This window comes from Nocardiopsis sp. Huas11 (assembly GCF_003634495.1).
Lineage (GTDB): Bacteria > Actinomycetota > Actinomycetes > Streptosporangiales > Streptosporangiaceae > Nocardiopsis.
Genome location: NZ_RBKY01000001.1, coordinates 2,422,338 through 2,437,330, shown reverse-complemented (window position 1 = coordinate 2,437,330; position 14,993 = coordinate 2,422,338). Strand labels below are relative to the sequence as shown.

The following is a 14,993-nucleotide window of genomic DNA, read 5'->3' as shown; positions in this document are numbered from 1 at the left end:
GCCGGCGTCCCGACATCCCTGAATCCTCAGAACATGACTTCGCCCGACCGCGGACGCATGGACGTCCGCCAGGTGGCCACGACAGTGGTCCTTCCCATCCTCATCACCATCGCCTTCACCTACGCCATGATCCTGGCCGGCCAGCCGTTCGGTGCCCTCCTGGCGGTGCTACTGGTCTACCTCTGGCGCCGCTTCACCCGCCGCCCCTGGTCCGGGGTGGGGCTGCCGATGAAGTGGTCGGCCCTGCCCCATCTCCTGATCGGTACGGGACTGAGCGTGGCCGCGTTCCTGGCGGCCAACGCCGTCTCGGTCGCCCTTGGCGCGGCCAGGTGGGTGCCGTGGGAGCCCCAGGACCTGATCTTCCTGCCCCTCGTGATCCTGTTCATCGTCCTCGGTCAGGCGCTCCCCGAAGAGCTGCTGTGGCGGGGCCAGCTCTACGACGTGCTCGCGGAACGCCTGACTCCGGGTGTGGTCCTGGTGCTCACGTCGGTGGTCTTCGGTGCGCTCCACCTCTTCTCCCAGAGCGAGGCGCGGGGACCCCTCGAAGTGGGCCTGTACGCGGTCGGGTCGGCGGCGCTGGGCTTCGCCTGTGCCGCGAGCCGGGCGAGGACGGGCGCGATCTGGATGGCCGTCGGCGTGCACAGCGGTATCTACTTCGCCCACGGCTTCTTCCCGACCGAGGAGATCGTCTACAGCGTCCAGCTGCTCGCGCAGATCGTCGTCATGGTCCTGGCCGGGTTCCTGGTCCTCTACGTACCCGGGCGCAAGAGCCGACAGGAGGCCTAGTCGGCGCACGGTCCCGCCCCGCCCCGCCGACGAGTGGCGGGGCGGGACCGGACTGCTACCGGCCGTCCTGGTCCTCGGCGTCGGCCGTCCAGCCGCGCAGCATGAGGTCCATGACCGCCATGAACCGGTCGGTCCCCCTTCGTCCCAGCACGAAGGGGTGGTCGCCACCGGGATCCTCGCGCACCTGCTCGGCGCGCGCGAGCCCGTCGTCGATCGGGTGGTTGGCCAGTTCGACGTCCACTCCCGCCCTGCGCATGCGCAGGCGGAAGGAGTGGATGGAGGCCAGGTAGGTGCGCAGTTCCGCGACCGCCTCGGGAGGCCGGATACCGCCCCACAGCATGGCCGTGTGCTGGTCGGACCCGTGCCGCACGGGGAGGATGGGAGAGACGGTGCCCGCCGTGTGGCCCGGGGTCTCGTAGAGGCCGATGGTCGTGCCCCCGACGGTGAGGCGATGGCCGTCCGTGATCTCCAGGTCCCGGACGGGGGCGTGGTCCGGACGCGTGCGTTCGACGAGGTCCCAGTCGGCCCCGGACATCAGCACACGGGCCCCGAAGCGGTCGGCGAGGTACTGCGCCCCGCCGAAGTGGTCGTCGTGCCCGTGGGTGACGATGACGTGTGTGATCGCCTCGGGATCGGCTCCCAGTTCGCGCAGTCCCGGGACGATCACGTCCCGGGCGTCCTCCGGGGACCTGAGCGCGTCGATCAGCACGATGCCGTCGTCGGTGAGGACCGCCATGGCGTGCACGAAGCCCACGCTCAGCATGGCCAGGTCGTCGAACAGCTTCACGGGGGCCGGCGCGGGTAGCGGGGGAGGCGCGCTACCCGGGGTCAGCGACCGGACAAGGTTGCGCAGGACCGGGTCGTCCCCGGCCAGCCTGTCCGCACGGTCGTAGTACGCCTGCCCGTCGGCCGCGGCCGACGCGGGCGCCGAGGCGAGACCGGTCATCCCGGTACCGGCCGCGAGGCCGACGGCGGCGAGCCGGGCGAAACGGCGTCTGGACAGGGAGCCGTCGCGGTCGTCACGGGCAGACGAGGACGGAGACGTCACGGTGGTCCTCCTGATGGCTGTCGCGGCGTGGGTGAACGGTGGTGCGAGGCCGGAACGGCCGAACGCGCCACGCTTGTCCTATCGCCGCGAGGTCACTCCCCCGGTTCGATCCCCTCCGAGCAGACGACGGCCCCAGTCGATGACCGGGGCCGTCTTGCTCTTCTATGCGCTCTGGTGCCGCAGGACACCTAGCAATGCGCCCCACTCATGACTGGGGATGACGAGGTGGCACCGTTCGGGATGCTTGGAATCCCGGACGACGGCGCCCCCTCCGACATCGGCGACGGCCACACAGTCGCTGCGATCGCTGTACGTCGATGTGCGGAACCGAAGGTGTTCCGGAGCGGGGTTCGGGCGGATCACGAGAACACCTTTTCGGTAAGGCGGACGAGTCTGTCCGTTCAGCCTGACAGAAACGCTCGTGCCAGAGATTGCGAACGTGCGTTTCAACTCGGCACGGGCAGATTCAGTCCGAGGAGTGGGGCCCGCGCGTTCGTTACTTCGCGCGCTGGGTTCTCAGGACTCCCAACTATGCCTCCCATCCGTGGCTGGAGGGGACGACGTGGTTGTGCCCGACGCACGGTGGTCTTGTGCCGTGGATGACGACGTGCGAGCGTCTTCTTGTGAAGTGGAGTTCTGACCGGGCCAGAGAAGCGTTCACCTCGAGTCGTATCGCCAGGTTGGCGACGGCCGACTCCCAGGGAGCACCGCACCTGGTCCCAGTGACGTACGCAGCCTATGGAGACACCGTGGCGATCGCGGTGGACAGTAAGCCGAAGAGCACTCACAACCTCAAGCGCATCAGGAACATCGATGAGAACCCGAGGGTGTCTCTGCTCGCCGACGAGTACGACGACGACTGGACACGGTTGTGGTGGGCCCGTGCGGACGGCTCCGCACGGGTCGAGCACGAGGGTGCTGCCTGGTTCGAGGCTCGGGAGCGGCTCATGGAACGCTACGTGCAGTACCGCGAGTCTCCGCCTGATGCCGCCATCATCCTGATCAACGTGCATCGTTGGTCCGGGTGGTCCTTCCGGTAGGTTCGCGTTATGTCGATCAACGCCCTGCACAGACGGATCGCGGAGGCCATCCGCGCGGACATCCTGGCGGGAAGACTTCAGCCAGGGGATCCCGCTCCGTCTGAGAACGCGTTGGCAGAAGAGTTCGCCACCACTCGCAACACCGTTCGCAAAGGGCTCGCCCTCCTCAAAGCCGAAGGGCTGCTTGTCTCCGAGCAGGGACGTCGAAGCGTCGTTCGGCCGAGGCCGAACGTGCGCATGGTCTCCACAGGGGCGAACCACCGCGCCCATCGCGTCAGTGGACGGGCGAATTTCAATGCCGAAGTCGAGAGCCAGGGACGTCGTCCGGAACAGCGCTTGTTGGAGGTGGCGCGCGTCCCTGCCCCAGACGAGATAGCAGTGCGTCTGCGTGTGGTCGTCGGCGAGCCAGTCCTCGTTCGGCGCAGATTGTTCCTGGTCGACGGTGCACCCATGCAGCTCTGTGATGGGTACTACCGTCCAGAACTCGTGGAGAATACGGCCATAGCGGAGCACCGTTTGGTCAAGGGCGGGGCGCACGGTGTCCTGGAGGACCCCGAGGGACCGATCCGCCGGAGGATCGTCCAGTTCGTGGAAGACCTTGAACTTCGTATGCCCGCACGCACCGAGATCGATGCGCTGGAGATTCCGGCAGGTGTGCCGGTAGCACGCGCACTTCGAACCGCCTTCGATTCTCAGGGAGAACCGATCGAGGTATTGGATTCAGTCATTCCGGGCGATCGCTACGCATTTCGATACGTCATTGACGTTCCCTAGCGTTTTCTTCGTCGAAAATCTTGTGTACCCAAGCTGGTCGGGCTAGCGTGTCGAAGTGACTTGGGTACACAAGTCGTCGCGCGGGCGAGGTCCGGTGCATTCCTGATCGCCGAGGCCCGACCCTTATTGACCTGTGGAGGTTGCGCTGTGCGCTACCTGCGTTCTGTGGACCTGGAGGCCGTGCGCGCTACGGCCGCGCGGTCCTTCCACCTGACCCGAGCCCCCGAACCCTCCGACCCCTGGCGGTCCGGGGCAGGCCCTCCGAGCCCTTGGAGTCGGTCGTGGTGTCCTTCCCCGACTCTGTCGACACCGGGGGTTCGGTGATCGATCTCTGGGAGCGGCGGCCGTTGGCTCCGGTGACCGTTCTGTCGGAGCACTACCGGCACCAGATCCGCAACCGGGGGCCGCTGCGTACGGCGGCCTTCCGCTCCTGCTCATGCGACTGGGTCGAACGACCCCACACGCACCGGCCCAAGCACGCCAAGCACGCCACGTTCGAAGCCGAAGCGGAACCCGTGAAGACGCACCGCCGACGGCGGCGTCGGGGTTCGCGGGTTCGGGCCTATGTCTCCCATCCGGTCGGGGACCTGGCGCCGCTGGCGTTGGCGGTCCGGTCGTGGATCTCGATGATCGGAGCTTCGGGGCCGGACGGGAGCTCGGCCCAGAGCGGGCACCGGATGCGGGAGGTGGCCTGATGAAGCGCACGATCTGCGATATCCGCGAACTCCCGTCCCTGGCGGCCTTGAAGGTCTGGGCACGTCAGAAGCACGTCGCGGTCGAATACCTCGGCCGGTCGCTGCGCGACGAACCCGTCTACGGCGCGCGCTGCGGCGTGGTGACCCGGGTCGCTCGGGGCAAGCGGGAAGGCCCGAGCCGGGTGGTGTGGGCGTGGGAGTCGCCGCTGGAGCGGCTCTCGCACGGCGACCTGGGCGAGTGGGGCAACCACCTCAACCGCAAGGGGTGCAGGCCATGACCGGGAACGGCCTACCCGAAGACCCCTGTCCACGCTGGTGCGAGATCGACCACCGGAAGGACACCACTCTCATGCGCCACCTGCGCCTGGTCCGCGACAGAGGCGAGGAGGGCGTCAGCGTCTGGCTGGCCCGAACCGACACGTGGGCCGGCCATCGGGGCAAAGCGGTGGTCCAACTGACGCTGTGGTTCGCCGACGGCTCCGGCCACCGACGCACCGCACTCGAACCCACGACCGCCCGCCTGGTCTCCCAGCTGGTCGAACGGGGCGGCGGCGACCGCGCGTTCGCGGGAGCCCTGAGCACGGCGGCCGGGCTGCTCTGCGATCCCTCGCGCACGAGCCCCGCGAGCCGACCGCCGTGGAGATGAAGCGCCCGGACAGAACAAGGCGTCCTGTCGTCAGGGATGATGACAGGACGCCTTGTCGACAGATCGGCCTACCGGCTTACCCGCTGACCGGCCTAGCGGCTTGTCGCGATCGCTACTCGCCTACTCCGCAGCTACTCCTCGCCCTTGGCGACGAGGGTGAGCACGTCGTAGGTCGCCACCGGCTCGCCGTCCTGGTCGGTCACGAGCGCGTCCCAGCGCACCTCGCCGTACTCGGCGTTCGTGCGCGGGGTGATCTGCTTGGCGGTCAGCGTCACCTTGATCGTCGCGTCCTCCTTGACCGGCGTGAGGAACCGCAGGTTGTCCACACCGAAGTTGGCCAGCACCGGACCCGGATCCGGGTCCACGAACAGCCCCGCCGCGAGCGAGACCACCAGGTACCCGTGCGCCACGATCCCGCCGAACAGCGGGTTGGCCGCGGCGGCCTCCTCGTCGGTGTGCGCGTAGAACGTGTCGCCCGTGAACTCCGCGAAGTGGTCGATGTCCGCCCGGGTCACCGTGCGCTCGGCCGACTCGATCGTGTCGCCGATCCGCAGCTCCGCCAGGTTCTTGCGGAACGGGTGCACGTCCCCGACCGCGCGCCGCGATCCGGTCGTCCACTGACCGGTGATCGCCGTGAGCATGTCCGGCGTCCCCTGCACGGCCGTGCGCTGCATGTGGTGCTTGACGCCCCGCACACCGCCCATCTCCTCGCCGCCGCCCGCGCGGCCGGGACCGCCGTGCACCAGCACCGGCATCGGTGAACCGTGCCCGGTGGACTCCTTGGCGTCCTCCCGGTTGAGCACCAGGATCCGCCCGTGCCACGGCGCCGAACCGAGCACGACCTCGCGGGCCACGTCCTCATCCTGAGTCACCAGCGACCCCACCAGGCTGCCCCGGCCGCGCGCCGCCAGCTCCACGGCCTCGGCCACGGACCCGTACGTGATGATCGTGGCGACCGGCCCGAACGCCTCCACCTCGTGCGGCTCGGCGGCTTCGGCCTCCGCCCGCAGCAGGATCGGGGAGACGAACGCGCCGGACTCGGCGTCGCCGCCGGCCACCTCCACCTGGTCCAGGTCGCCGTAGACCAGCTCGCAGGAGGTGCGCAGCGCCTTGACTGACCTGCGGACCTCGTCGCGCTGGGCGAGCGAGACCAGCGGACCCATCCGGGTCTCGGCCTGGTCGGCGGCACCGATGACGACCTTCGACAGCCGGTCGGTCAGCGCCTCGGTGACGGCGTCGGCCATCGACTCGGGCACCAGGATCCGGCGGATGGCGGTGCACTTTTGCCCGGCCTTGACGGTCATCTCCGCCACGACCTGCTTGACGTACAGGTCGAACTCCGGGTCCTCGGCGGCCACGTCCGGCCCCAGGATCGAGCAGTTGAGCGAGTCGGCCTCCACATTGAGCTGCACGCCGCCGCTGACCACGTTCGGGTGGTTGCGCAGGATCGCCCCGGTGGACGCCGAACCGGTGAAGGACAGGATGTCCTGCGGGCCGAGCGCGTCGACCAGGCCCTCGTGGCCCGCCGTGAGCAGCTGGAGGGACCCCTCGGGCAGCAGCCCGGACTCGATGATCCGCCGCACGACCGCGACCGTCAGGTACGCGGTCTGCGGAGCGGGCTTGACGATGCTCGGCAGGCCCGCGATGAAGGCGGGCGCGAGCTTCTCCAACATTCCCCACACGGGGAAGTTGAAGGCGTTGATCTGCACGGCCACACCCGGGCGGGAGGTGTACACGTGCTGGGCGACGAAGGTGCCGCCCTTGCCCAGCGGCTCCAGCGGACCGTCCAGGATGACCGTGGAGTTGGGCAGCTCGCGCCGCCCCTTGCTGGAGAAGCTGAACAGTGTGCCGAATCCGCCGTCGACGTCGACCATGGTGTCGCGCTTGGTGGCGCCGGTGCGGTGGGAGAGGGCGTAGAACTCGTCCTTGTACTCCATGAGGTGCTTGCCCACCTCCTTGAGGAGGCTGGCTCGCTGATGGAAGGTCAGCGCCCGCACGCCGGGCCCGCCCACGGTCCGCGCGTACTCCACCATGGCGGAGACGTCGGGGCCCTTCCGCGAGAACAGGGCGACGGTCTCGCCGGTGTTGGCGTCGGGCAGGGGCGTGCCCTCGTCCGACGGGGTGAACCATGATCCCTGCGCGTAGCTCTCCAGTACTGCGGCCACCTGGCGGTCCTCTCCTCCGGCTGCGACTCTGCTGGGCACAGTATTACAGACCGATCGTTCAGTAAATAGGGCCAGACGGGGCAGACCCGCATCGACCTGCTGTTTCTCCGGCGTAAGAACCCACCGGCGGCCCTGCGCCGGGAGTGACGCGTCGACCCGTCGCCACGTCGACAAGCGGTGTCGACATGGCGACCGGCTCCCCCCGTAAATTCGCTCGTGCCACGGCGCCGTCCCCGGCTAGTCTGCGAGCCCTCCGTGCGTTGAGGAGTTCGATGGAGACCGATCAGCAGACCTGCGTGGAGAACGCCGTCGCCTGGGCCCTGCGGCACCTGGGCGAGACCTCCTACGCCTCACGGTGTCTGGCCTTCGTGGAGGACGCCTACGAGCGGTCCAACCGCCTGGAGGTCTTCGCCGGTGACTTCGCCGGCGAGTCCGCGGAGCTGTACGCGGTGCGGGACGAGACCGGGGCGCCTCCGCGAGGGGCGTTCGCCTTCTACGACACCACCGGCGAACTGTTCGGACGTCGGCGAAACTGGGGTCACGTGGGGCTGGGCCTCGGTGACGGCCGGGTCGTCCACGCGTGGGACACGGTCAGGGTCGACCACTACCTGGAGGTCCAGGACCTGGCCGGGCCGGCCGGTTGGGACCCCTGCCGGTGGATCGGCTGGGCGCCCGTCGAACGCGTCCTGCGCGGGTGCCGGCCCAAGGACTGGACGCCGTCGGGCGACGCCGCGACGGCCGCGCGGAGTATGCAACGGGACCGGTTCGACCCCGCACCCGCGACCCTGGCCCCTCCGGGCCGAGGCCCCGGGGAAACCCCGGCCCGGGACCGCCGCGCGCAGTAGGGTGTCGAACACCTGCAGACACGCACCAAAGCGCCATGTCGGCGACCGTAACCACTGGTCACTTTGTCGACATATCGACACCCGCGCCCGCGCTAGTCCTTCGTGAGCGAGAGCACCTCCGCGCCGGGGAGCCCGCCCACCAGCGCTCCCGGCACGTACAGCTTGGACCGCCGCAGGCCGCTGCCCACCACGACCGACGGGGTGTCCACCACCGCCTTGTCCACCAGCACCGGCCACCCCTGCGGCAGCCCGAACGGCGTGATCCCCCCGTACTCCATGCCGGTCAGCCCGGTGGCCTCGTCCATGGGCGCGAACGAGATCTTTCGGGCGCCCAGATGGCGGCGGACCGTCCCGTTGACGTCCGCGCGCTGGGTGGCGAGCACCAGACACGCCGCGTAGGTCACCTCGCCACCGCGCTTGGCCGCCAGCACCACACAGTTGGCACTGGTCTCCAGGGGCATCCCGTAGCGCTCACAGAACGCGGCGGTGTCGGCCAGCTCGGGATCGATCCGTGCGACGCGCACCTGGTCCCGGTCCCGCTCCCCCAGACCGGCGAGCGACGCACGGGTCGGCTCGGCCAACCAGTCCGGGTGCTCGTCGGGCCGCGTCCAGTCGAGTGCGTCGGTCATCAGGGCCTCCATGGTCGAACCGCTTCTGGCCGTCAGCGTAGTGAGGAGCCGCCATGCCCGCCGAACGGGCGTGACCGCATCCGGCCGGTCCGGGATCGGCCACGGAGACACCACCGTTGCCACGGACTCCTAGGGTCGCGGTCATGATCCCCGGAAAACCCCCACACCGGCTCGCACTGTCGGCGTCCGGGGCACTCACGGCCGTGACCGTGGCCGTGTTCCCCGCACCCGCCGCCGCCGATGACGGCCCTGCCACCGACCGGATCACCGCCTACGACGCCCGGGCGGTGATCAACACCGACGGCTCGGTCGACATCACCGAGTCCATCACCTACGACTTCGGAGAGGTCTCCAGTCCGGGGATCTCCCGCCATCTCCCCCTTCTGCTGGACGGTCACGAGTCGCGCGAACGCGTCGTGGAGATCCGCGGCATCGACGTCACCAGCCCGACCGGAGCCGACAGCACGCTCGACGCCGTCGAGCGAGAAGGCGACGACCTGGTCGTCCTGGTCGGAGACGGGAGCGATCCGGGCACCGACGTCACCGGAACGCAGACCTACGACATCTCCTACACCGTGGAAGGAGCGCTCACCGGCTACGACGACTACGACGAGTTCTACTGGGACTTCGTCGGACCGGCCTGGGAGGTGCCCCTGGGCCGCGTCACGGTCGGCGTCACCGCGCCCTCGGTCACCGACGTGTCCTGCTACACCGGTGCCGAGGACGCCACGGACGACTGCGACGGCGTGGAGTTCGACGACACCTCGGCGAGCATCACCCAGGGCTCGCTCCCGCCGTCCCAGGGCCTGACCGCCGCGATCACCCTCGAACCGGGGACCGTGGACGTGGGCGAGCCCTTGTACGAGTCCGGGACCGGGCCCGCGGGGGAGCCGCGGCGGGGATGGGCGCCGTCGATCACCGCGATCATCGCCGGAGTGGTCCTGATCGCCGCCCTGGTGGCGATGGGGGCGCACAGAGTGTCCGCCGACCGCGCCGAACGGAAGCGGACCCCCCCGGATCCCCGGCCGGATGACGGTGGCGCTCGCGGCCCACACCACGAACTGGGGCAGGTTCAACGCCAAGGCCATCATGGCGGTCCTCGTGGACCTGGAGCAGCGCGGCCTTCTCACGTCCGAACCACACCCCCGCCATCCCGACGACTGGCGGTTCACCCTGGCCGTCGGCAAGGGGGACCGCAGGCTGACACGGGTGGAGAAGTCGTTGGTCGGCGTACTCTTCGCCAAGCGCACCACCACGGACCTGGCCGCCATCACCAAGGCGGTGAACCCCAGACGGATGATGAAACTCGACTGGCACATCGCCAAGGAGCAGACCGGCCTCGGTATGAACAAGGTGACGGGACGCTCCGCCCTCATCACACTCCTGCTCCCCACGCTCTCCCTGGCCCTCGGGATCACGTGCGCCGCGCTGGCCGACCGGATCTTCTTCGAGGGCGCCTACTGGGTGGCGATCTGCTGTGCCCTCTACCTCGCGGGCTCCGTCTTCGTCGTGGGCGGGCCGTCCGGCGCCCGCAGCCGCCGGATACGGGCCTTGCTGGTCCAGGCCAGGAAGGACACGGTGAACGGGGGGCCGGCGTCGGTCGCCGGCCACCCCGCCTGGGAACTGGCCGTCGGTGTGCCCAACGCGGTGGTGGACCGGTTCGCGGCCGAACACCGCGAAGCCCACCGACGGGTCCCCTACTACTACGACCGCCGCTACCGGGACCGGTGGAACACACGTGTCCACCGCAGTCTCCATCCGCCCAGGGGCCGTTCCGGTCACGGCTCCAGCGGCAGCTTCGGTGGCGGCAGGACCGGCGGAGGCGGCGGCGGAGGCGGCGGCGGACGCCGATGAACACGCGGACAGAACGCCCAGAGGAGTGGCTCGACCCTTCTGGGCGTTCATCGGGTTCGGTGTCAGGCGTGGCGTTCGGTGATGGACAGGGCGAGCTCGGCCAGGTCCGGTGCGCGGTAGCCGGGCCAGCCGTGGACCGCGGACAGGTACTCGTCGGGGATCGCGCTCGCGCCGTAGCGAGCGCCGAGCAGCGCGCCGGCGATCGCGGCCACGGTGTCGGTGTCGTCCCCCGCCCGTACCGCCGAGCACAAGGAGAGCTGGAGCCGGAGGCCGTCCGTTGAGGCTTCCTCCCCCTGCCCACCGCTGACCGCCGACCACGCCGCCTGCAGGGTGCGCACCACGAAGCCGTTGTCGCCGAACGCGTGCGGAGGGCGCTCCTCGGCCTCGTCCAACCAGGCCGCCCAGGAGGCCTGCCGTCCCACCGGCAGCAGCTCCACACCGGCGCGGACCCCCGACAGATCCCCGCGCACGACCGCGCGTCGCACTCCCTCGCACCACAGGACGCACGCCTCGGACGCCAACGGGTCCCCGTGCGTGAGGCGGCTGTAGCGGTCGGCCGCCACGGCCAGGCCCGCCGGGTCGTCCAGGTAGGCCAGGGCCAGCGGGCCGGTCCGCATCAGGGAGCCGTTCCCCGCGCTCGGCAGCCCCGACTCGAACAGCCGCGCCGCCGCCGACACCATCGCCTCGGCCACACCCTCGGTCCCCCGCGCGCTCTCCGCCTCGCCCAGGACCCTCGCGGTCTGGTTGCCGATGTCGGTGGCGCCCTCGCGCCGCCAGGCCAGGAAGGCCTCCGCGGTCTGGCGCAGCGCCTTGTCGGAGACCGGGGCGTCGTGGTCGCGCAGGGTCTCGGCGATGCACACCGCCATCTGCGTGTCGTCGGAGTACTCGCCCGGTGCGTACGGGCCGAGCCCTCCGCCGACCATCTGCGGCGTCTCGTCGTCGGCGAGCCTGCGAGCGAACTCGTAGGGGACGCCCAGGGCGTCCCCGCAGGCGGCGCCGAGCAGCACTCCGGCCGCGCGGTCGCCGACGGTCCCGGGAGGGGGCGGTGTCATGGGGGGCCTCGCTTCGGTTTCGGGTACTGGGACCCTATCGAGGCCGGGTGCCCCGGCCCTGTCCGGGAAACCACCGGAACACGTTCGAGACGGCGCGATCACGAGACCGAACGGTCACCGAAAGTGACGATGGCGTGGTCGTGCGAGCGCGCGCCCGCTCCGCGCGAGGACCGTGTACGGAGGTACATGTCCACATTCGGACGAAGGGCGATGATGTGTCGTGCCGGTGACCGTAGAATCCGGATCATGGCGACCCCCAGCCCCGACACCCTCTTCGGCCTCACGCTGCAAGGACGCTATGTCCTGGGACAGCGTGTCCGCGGCGGCGCCTCGGGTACCGTCCACACCGCGCACGACCTGACGGTCGACAACCTCGTCATGGTCACGGTGATGCATTCGGAGTCGGCTGCGGATCCAGGCGCGGTCCACGCGTTCGACAGCCGTGCCCAGACGCTGGAGGCCGTCACGCACCCGGGGCTGGCGCGTACCCTCGGTCACGGCCGCGACGGCGACCACGTGTACGCCGTCACCGAGTACGAGCGCGGGGAGAGCCTCGCCCGGGTCCTCACCGACGGCGACGCGACCCTGCGCTACTCTCCCGCCACGGCCCTGACCATCGTCGCCGACGTCCTCTCCGCGCTGGACGCCCTCCACCAGGCCGGCGTCGTGCACGGCGGAGTCGAGGCCGACCACGTCCTCCTCGACGACGAGGGGCGCGTCACCGTCACCGGGATCCCCCTGATCGCCGACGCTTCGGCGGGACAGGAACCGGACACCAGCGAGGACGTCCACGCCGTCGGCCGCCTGCTCCACACCCTGATCACCGGTGTCGTCACCGCGCCGCACGAGGGCCCGCTGCGGCCCTCGTCCCTCGTGGCCGGGGTCCCGGGCGACGTCGACATGCTGGTCGCCAACGCCACCGACCCCACACCGCGCTACCGGCCGCGCGACGCCGCCAAGTACCTCACCATGGTCGAACAGGTGACGCGGTCACTGCCGCGGGCGGGCGGGGACGGCGATCCGGCGCAGACCCGGCCCATCCCCGTGGTCGGCGCGGAGGCCCACGCCGCCACCGCGTTCGCGCCCTCCCCCGCCACCCGGCGCGAACGGGACGGGACACCGCCGTGGCGCCGCCTGCCCGTGCTGGTCTCGGCCGCCGCCCTGGCCGTCGTCCTGCTCGCCGTCGTCGGCTGGGCCGCCCTGGCCCCCGAGGCCGCCGAGGACGCCATCCAGATGCCGGACGTCACGGGCAGCGCGCCCGCGGAGGCCGAGACCGTCCTGGCCGATCTCGGCGCCGCCCTGGTCGTGCGGCGGGCCGAGGCCTACGACGACAACGTCGACACCGGGGCGGTGGCCTCGACGGAGCCCGCCGCGGGCGCCGAGGTCCAGACGGGCGACGAGGTCACCCTGGTGGTCTCCATCGGGGCGCGCTCGGTGGAGGTCCCCGACGTCTCGGGCGGGACCGAGTCGCAGGCGCGCACCGAGCTGCGGGAGGCCGGCTTCACCGACATCGAGGTGGTGCAGGAGCACTCCGGCGAGGAGGCCCCCGGCACCGTGCTCTCCACCAAGCCGGCCGCCGGCGAACAGGGCGACCGCGAGGAACCCGTGGTCGTCAGCGTCAGCGAGGGCATCGTGGTCCCGTCGTTGCTCGGCACGGACGAGGAGCAGGCCGTCGTGCTCCTCGACGAAGCCGGCCTGACCGCGGTGGTCGTCGAGGCGCCGCACGACGACGTGGCCGTCGGCGAGGTCTTCGGCCAGGACCCGGAGCCCGGATCGATCCTGCCCGAGGAGGCGAACGTGTCCATCACCGTCTCCACCGGCCCCGAGGAGCCGGAGGTGGAGGAGTCGGAGACGGAGGACGACGAGCAGGAGCCCGAGCAGGACCGGGACCGGGACGAGAGCACCGACGAGGAGAGGGACCGGGACCGCGACGACGGGGGCCAGGGCGGCGGGCGCGGCGGCGACGCCGAGTCCTGCGAGGGCGCGGGCTGGCACCCCAGCACCCAGTACGACATCGGCGACCGCGTGCACCACCAGGGCCGCCAGTACGAGGCGCGCTGGTGGGTCGAGGGCGCGCACCACCGTCCGGGCGACGGAGGCGACTGGGGGCCGTGGGCCGACCTCGGCCCCTGCTGACCCGTGGGCGCCACCGACACTGAACCGTGGCGGAATATGGGCGACGTCTACATGTGAATCACGTCACTTCGGGCCTACCTTCGTGTTGGCACCCGACCCCCCGGGCGGTCGTGTCGGACGACCGGGTGCCGACCGGAGGAGACACATGCGCAAGACACCCCCCTTGGCCGCCGCCTGCGCCGCGGCCCTCGCCCTGACCTCGTGCGGGAGCCCCGGCGAGGCGGCCGGAGGCGGCGAGGACGACCCCGTCATGGTCGGAATCGTCTACTCGTCCACCGGCCCGCTCGCCTCCTACGGCGAGCAGTACCGCCAGGGGTTCGAGGCCGGACTCGACCACGCCACCAACGGCACCATGGAGATCGACGGCCGCCCCATCGAGGTCTCCTACGCCGACGACGCGGGCGATCCCACCAAGGCGGTGTCGGCCACCCGCGACCTCATCGGCTCCGGGCACGACATCATCGCCGGTTCCACGGCCTCGGGCATCGCGACGCAGATCGCGCCGCTCGCGGAGCAGAACGACATCCTGTTCGTCTCCGGCTCCGCCGCCACCGACGCCCTGACCGGCGTCAACGACCACACCTTCCGCTCCGGTCGCCAGACCTACCAGGACATCCTCACCGCGAGCACGTTCATGGAGGACCCCGACGGCGCCGAGGTCGTGGTGTTCGCCCAGCAGAACGCCTTCGGCCAGGACAACGTCGCCGCGGTCACGGAGGTCCTGGAGGCGGAGGGCGCCTCCGTCGACAGCGTCCTCGCCCCGCCGGACACCACCGACCTCACCCCCTTCGCGGAACAGCTCGGCCAGGCCGAACCCGACCTGGTGTTCGTCGCCTGGGCGGGCGAGACCGCCGCCGCGATGTGGCAGGCCCTCGACCAGCAGGAGATCCTCGACTCCACCGAGGTCGTCACCGGACTGGACATCAAGCCCTCCTACCCCGTGTTCGGCGAGGCGGGCGGCCGGATCTCCTTCCTGTCCCACTACTTCGACGGGGCCGCCGAGACCGAGGTCGCCGAGATCATGCACGACACCGTCGTCGCCGACGGCGGCGAGGTCGACCTCTTCACCCCCGACGGGTTCACCGCCGCGCAGATGATCGTCCAGGCGGCCGGAGCCGGCACCGACGTCCAGGACCGCATCGCCGCCCTGGAGGGATGGACCTTCGACGGCGTCAAGGGCGAAGTGCACATCCGCGCCGAGGACCACGCCCTCATCCAGCCCATGTACCAGGTCGAACTCGTCGGCGAGGGCGAGGACGCCCACCCGGAGCTGATCGCGCAGATCTCCGCCGCGGACGTCGAGCCCCCGGTCGCGGAGTAGCC

The 14,993-nt window shown here is 70.6% G+C and carries 16 protein-coding genes and 1 pseudogene; 11 read left to right on the top strand and 6 right to left on the bottom strand.

Annotated elements, in window-relative coordinates; translation table 11 throughout:
• The first annotated feature begins 33 nt into the window (after positions 1-33).
• On the top strand, positions 34-786 hold the full coding sequence (locus DFP74_RS10865; protein WP_158612987.1) for a CPBP family intramembrane glutamic endopeptidase: 753 nt from the start codon (positions 34-36) through the stop codon (positions 784-786).
• Between the two features lie 55 nt (positions 787-841).
• Here the strand turns inward: DFP74_RS10865 and DFP74_RS10860 are convergent, their stop codons facing one another.
• Positions 842-1,834 (bottom strand): MBL fold metallo-hydrolase, encoded by a 993-nt coding sequence (locus DFP74_RS10860; RefSeq protein WP_233570913.1) that lies wholly within the window; start codon positions 1,832-1,834, stop codon positions 842-844.
• 162 nt (positions 1,835-1,996) lie between these two features.
• On the bottom strand, positions 1,997-2,197 hold the full coding sequence (locus tag DFP74_RS10855; RefSeq protein ID WP_121181576.1) for a DUF397 domain-containing protein: 201 nt from the start codon (positions 2,195-2,197) through the stop codon (positions 1,997-1,999).
• A 260-nt stretch (positions 2,198-2,457) separates the two neighbouring features.
• Here DFP74_RS10855 and DFP74_RS10850 point away from each other — a divergent pair, with 260 nt between their 5' ends.
• The 5 genes from DFP74_RS10850 to DFP74_RS10835 all read left to right on the top strand — a co-directional run bounded on the left by DFP74_RS10850 (position 2,458) and on the right by DFP74_RS10835 (position 4,989).
• A complete protein-coding gene (locus DFP74_RS10850) occupies positions 2,458-2,874 on the top strand; it encodes a TIGR03668 family PPOX class F420-dependent oxidoreductase (RefSeq protein WP_199725883.1) in 417 nt (138 codons plus the stop codon).
• A 9-nt stretch (positions 2,875-2,883) separates the two neighbouring features.
• Positions 2,884-3,648, top strand: a complete 765-nt coding sequence (locus tag DFP74_RS10845; protein ID WP_121181575.1) for a GntR family transcriptional regulator — start codon at positions 2,884-2,886, stop codon at positions 3,646-3,648.
• Between the two features lie 281 nt (positions 3,649-3,929).
• On the top strand, positions 3,930-4,343 hold the full coding sequence (locus DFP74_RS33850) for a hypothetical protein (protein WP_199725988.1): 414 nt from the start codon (positions 3,930-3,932) through the stop codon (positions 4,341-4,343).
• Positions 4,343-4,621, top strand: coding sequence for a hypothetical protein (locus tag DFP74_RS10840; RefSeq protein WP_233570912.1), 279 nt, complete (start codon positions 4,343-4,345; stop codon positions 4,619-4,621). The genes DFP74_RS33850 and DFP74_RS10840 overlap by 1 nt, the downstream gene beginning before the upstream one ends.
• A 71-nt stretch (positions 4,622-4,692) precedes the next feature.
• A complete protein-coding gene (locus tag DFP74_RS10835) occupies positions 4,693-4,989 on the top strand; it encodes a hypothetical protein (protein WP_121181574.1) in 297 nt (98 codons plus the stop codon).
• A gap of 131 nt (positions 4,990-5,120) precedes the next feature.
• Here the strand turns inward: DFP74_RS10835 and paaZ are convergent, their stop codons facing one another.
• Positions 5,121-7,154, bottom strand: a complete 2,034-nt coding sequence (gene paaZ, locus DFP74_RS10830) for a phenylacetic acid degradation bifunctional protein PaaZ (RefSeq protein WP_121181573.1) — start codon at positions 7,152-7,154, stop codon at positions 5,121-5,123.
• 272 nt (positions 7,155-7,426) lie between these two features.
• Here paaZ and DFP74_RS10825 point away from each other — a divergent pair, with 272 nt between their 5' ends.
• Entirely contained in the window at positions 7,427-7,999 is a 573-nt protein-coding gene (locus tag DFP74_RS10825) for a hypothetical protein (protein WP_199725603.1), read from the top strand.
• A 92-nt stretch (positions 8,000-8,091) separates the two neighbouring features.
• Here the strand turns inward: DFP74_RS10825 and DFP74_RS10820 are convergent, their stop codons facing one another.
• The gene (locus tag DFP74_RS10820; RefSeq protein WP_121181572.1) at positions 8,092-8,628 is read right to left on the bottom strand and encodes a YbaK/EbsC family protein; all 537 of its coding nucleotides are present in this window, start codon (positions 8,626-8,628) and stop codon (positions 8,092-8,094) included.
• A gap of 143 nt (positions 8,629-8,771) precedes the next feature.
• On the opposite strand from DFP74_RS10820, the pseudogene DFP74_RS35150 reads away from it, so the two are divergent.
• A pseudogene (locus tag DFP74_RS35150) lies at positions 8,772-9,392 on the top strand (DUF2207 domain-containing protein); the annotation flags it as partial.
• Here the strand turns inward: DFP74_RS35150 and DFP74_RS34295 are convergent.
• Positions 9,335-9,556, bottom strand: coding sequence for a hypothetical protein (locus DFP74_RS34295; RefSeq protein WP_233570911.1), 222 nt, complete (start codon positions 9,554-9,556; stop codon positions 9,335-9,337). The pseudogene DFP74_RS35150 and the gene DFP74_RS34295 sit on opposite strands and share 58 nt — an antisense overlap.
• A gap of 101 nt (positions 9,557-9,657) precedes the next feature.
• Here DFP74_RS34295 and DFP74_RS10810 point away from each other — a divergent pair, with 101 nt between their 5' ends.
• On the top strand, positions 9,658-10,482 hold the full coding sequence (locus tag DFP74_RS10810; RefSeq protein WP_121181571.1) for a hypothetical protein: 825 nt from the start codon (positions 9,658-9,660) through the stop codon (positions 10,480-10,482).
• Between the two features lie 62 nt (positions 10,483-10,544).
• Here DFP74_RS10810 and DFP74_RS10805 read toward each other — a convergent pair whose 3' ends face one another.
• On the bottom strand, positions 10,545-11,534 hold the full coding sequence (locus DFP74_RS10805) for an ADP-ribosylglycohydrolase family protein (protein ID WP_121181570.1): 990 nt from the start codon (positions 11,532-11,534) through the stop codon (positions 10,545-10,547).
• Between the two features lie 246 nt (positions 11,535-11,780).
• On the opposite strand from DFP74_RS10805, the gene DFP74_RS10800 reads away from it, so the two are divergent.
• Both DFP74_RS10800 and DFP74_RS10795 read left to right on the top strand, forming a co-directional pair.
• Complete coding sequence (locus DFP74_RS10800) at positions 11,781-13,670, top strand: PASTA domain-containing protein (RefSeq protein WP_121181569.1); 1,890 nt, start codon at positions 11,781-11,783, stop codon at positions 13,668-13,670.
• A gap of 145 nt (positions 13,671-13,815) precedes the next feature.
• Entirely contained in the window at positions 13,816-14,991 is a 1,176-nt protein-coding gene (locus DFP74_RS10795) for a substrate-binding domain-containing protein (RefSeq protein ID WP_121181568.1), read from the top strand.
• The last annotated feature ends 2 nt before the right edge of the window (positions 14,992-14,993 follow it).

What these genes read in the sequence shown, in the direction of transcription:
- DFP74_RS10795 (WP_121181568.1), top strand. Translation starts at nt 13,816, where the DNA reads ATGCGCAAGACACCCCCCTTGGCCGCCGCCTGCGCCGCGGCCCTCGCC.
- DFP74_RS10800 (WP_121181569.1), top strand. Translation starts at nt 11,781, where the DNA reads ATGGCGACCCCCAGCCCCGACACCCTCTTCGGCCTCACGCTGCAAGGA.
- DFP74_RS10820 (WP_121181572.1), bottom strand. Translation starts at nt 8,628, where the DNA reads ATGACCGACGCACTCGACTGGACGCGGCCCGACGAGCACCCGGACTGG.
- DFP74_RS10840 (WP_233570912.1), top strand. Translation starts at nt 4,343, where the DNA reads ATGAAGCGCACGATCTGCGATATCCGCGAACTCCCGTCCCTGGCGGCC.
- DFP74_RS10805 (WP_121181570.1), bottom strand. Translation starts at nt 11,534, where the DNA reads ATGACACCGCCCCCTCCCGGGACCGTCGGCGACCGCGCGGCCGGAGTG.
- DFP74_RS10810 (WP_121181571.1), top strand. Translation starts at nt 9,658, where the DNA reads ATGACGGTGGCGCTCGCGGCCCACACCACGAACTGGGGCAGGTTCAAC.
- DFP74_RS10845 (WP_121181575.1), top strand. Translation starts at nt 2,884, where the DNA reads ATGTCGATCAACGCCCTGCACAGACGGATCGCGGAGGCCATCCGCGCG.
- DFP74_RS10825 (WP_199725603.1), top strand. Translation starts at nt 7,427, where the DNA reads ATGGAGACCGATCAGCAGACCTGCGTGGAGAACGCCGTCGCCTGGGCC.
- DFP74_RS10835 (WP_121181574.1), top strand. Translation starts at nt 4,693, where the DNA reads ATGCGCCACCTGCGCCTGGTCCGCGACAGAGGCGAGGAGGGCGTCAGC.
- DFP74_RS10865 (WP_158612987.1), top strand. Translation starts at nt 34, where the DNA reads ATGACTTCGCCCGACCGCGGACGCATGGACGTCCGCCAGGTGGCCACG.
- DFP74_RS34295 (WP_233570911.1), bottom strand. Translation starts at nt 9,556, where the DNA reads ATGATCGCGGTGATCGACGGCGCCCATCCCCGCCGCGGCTCCCCCGCG.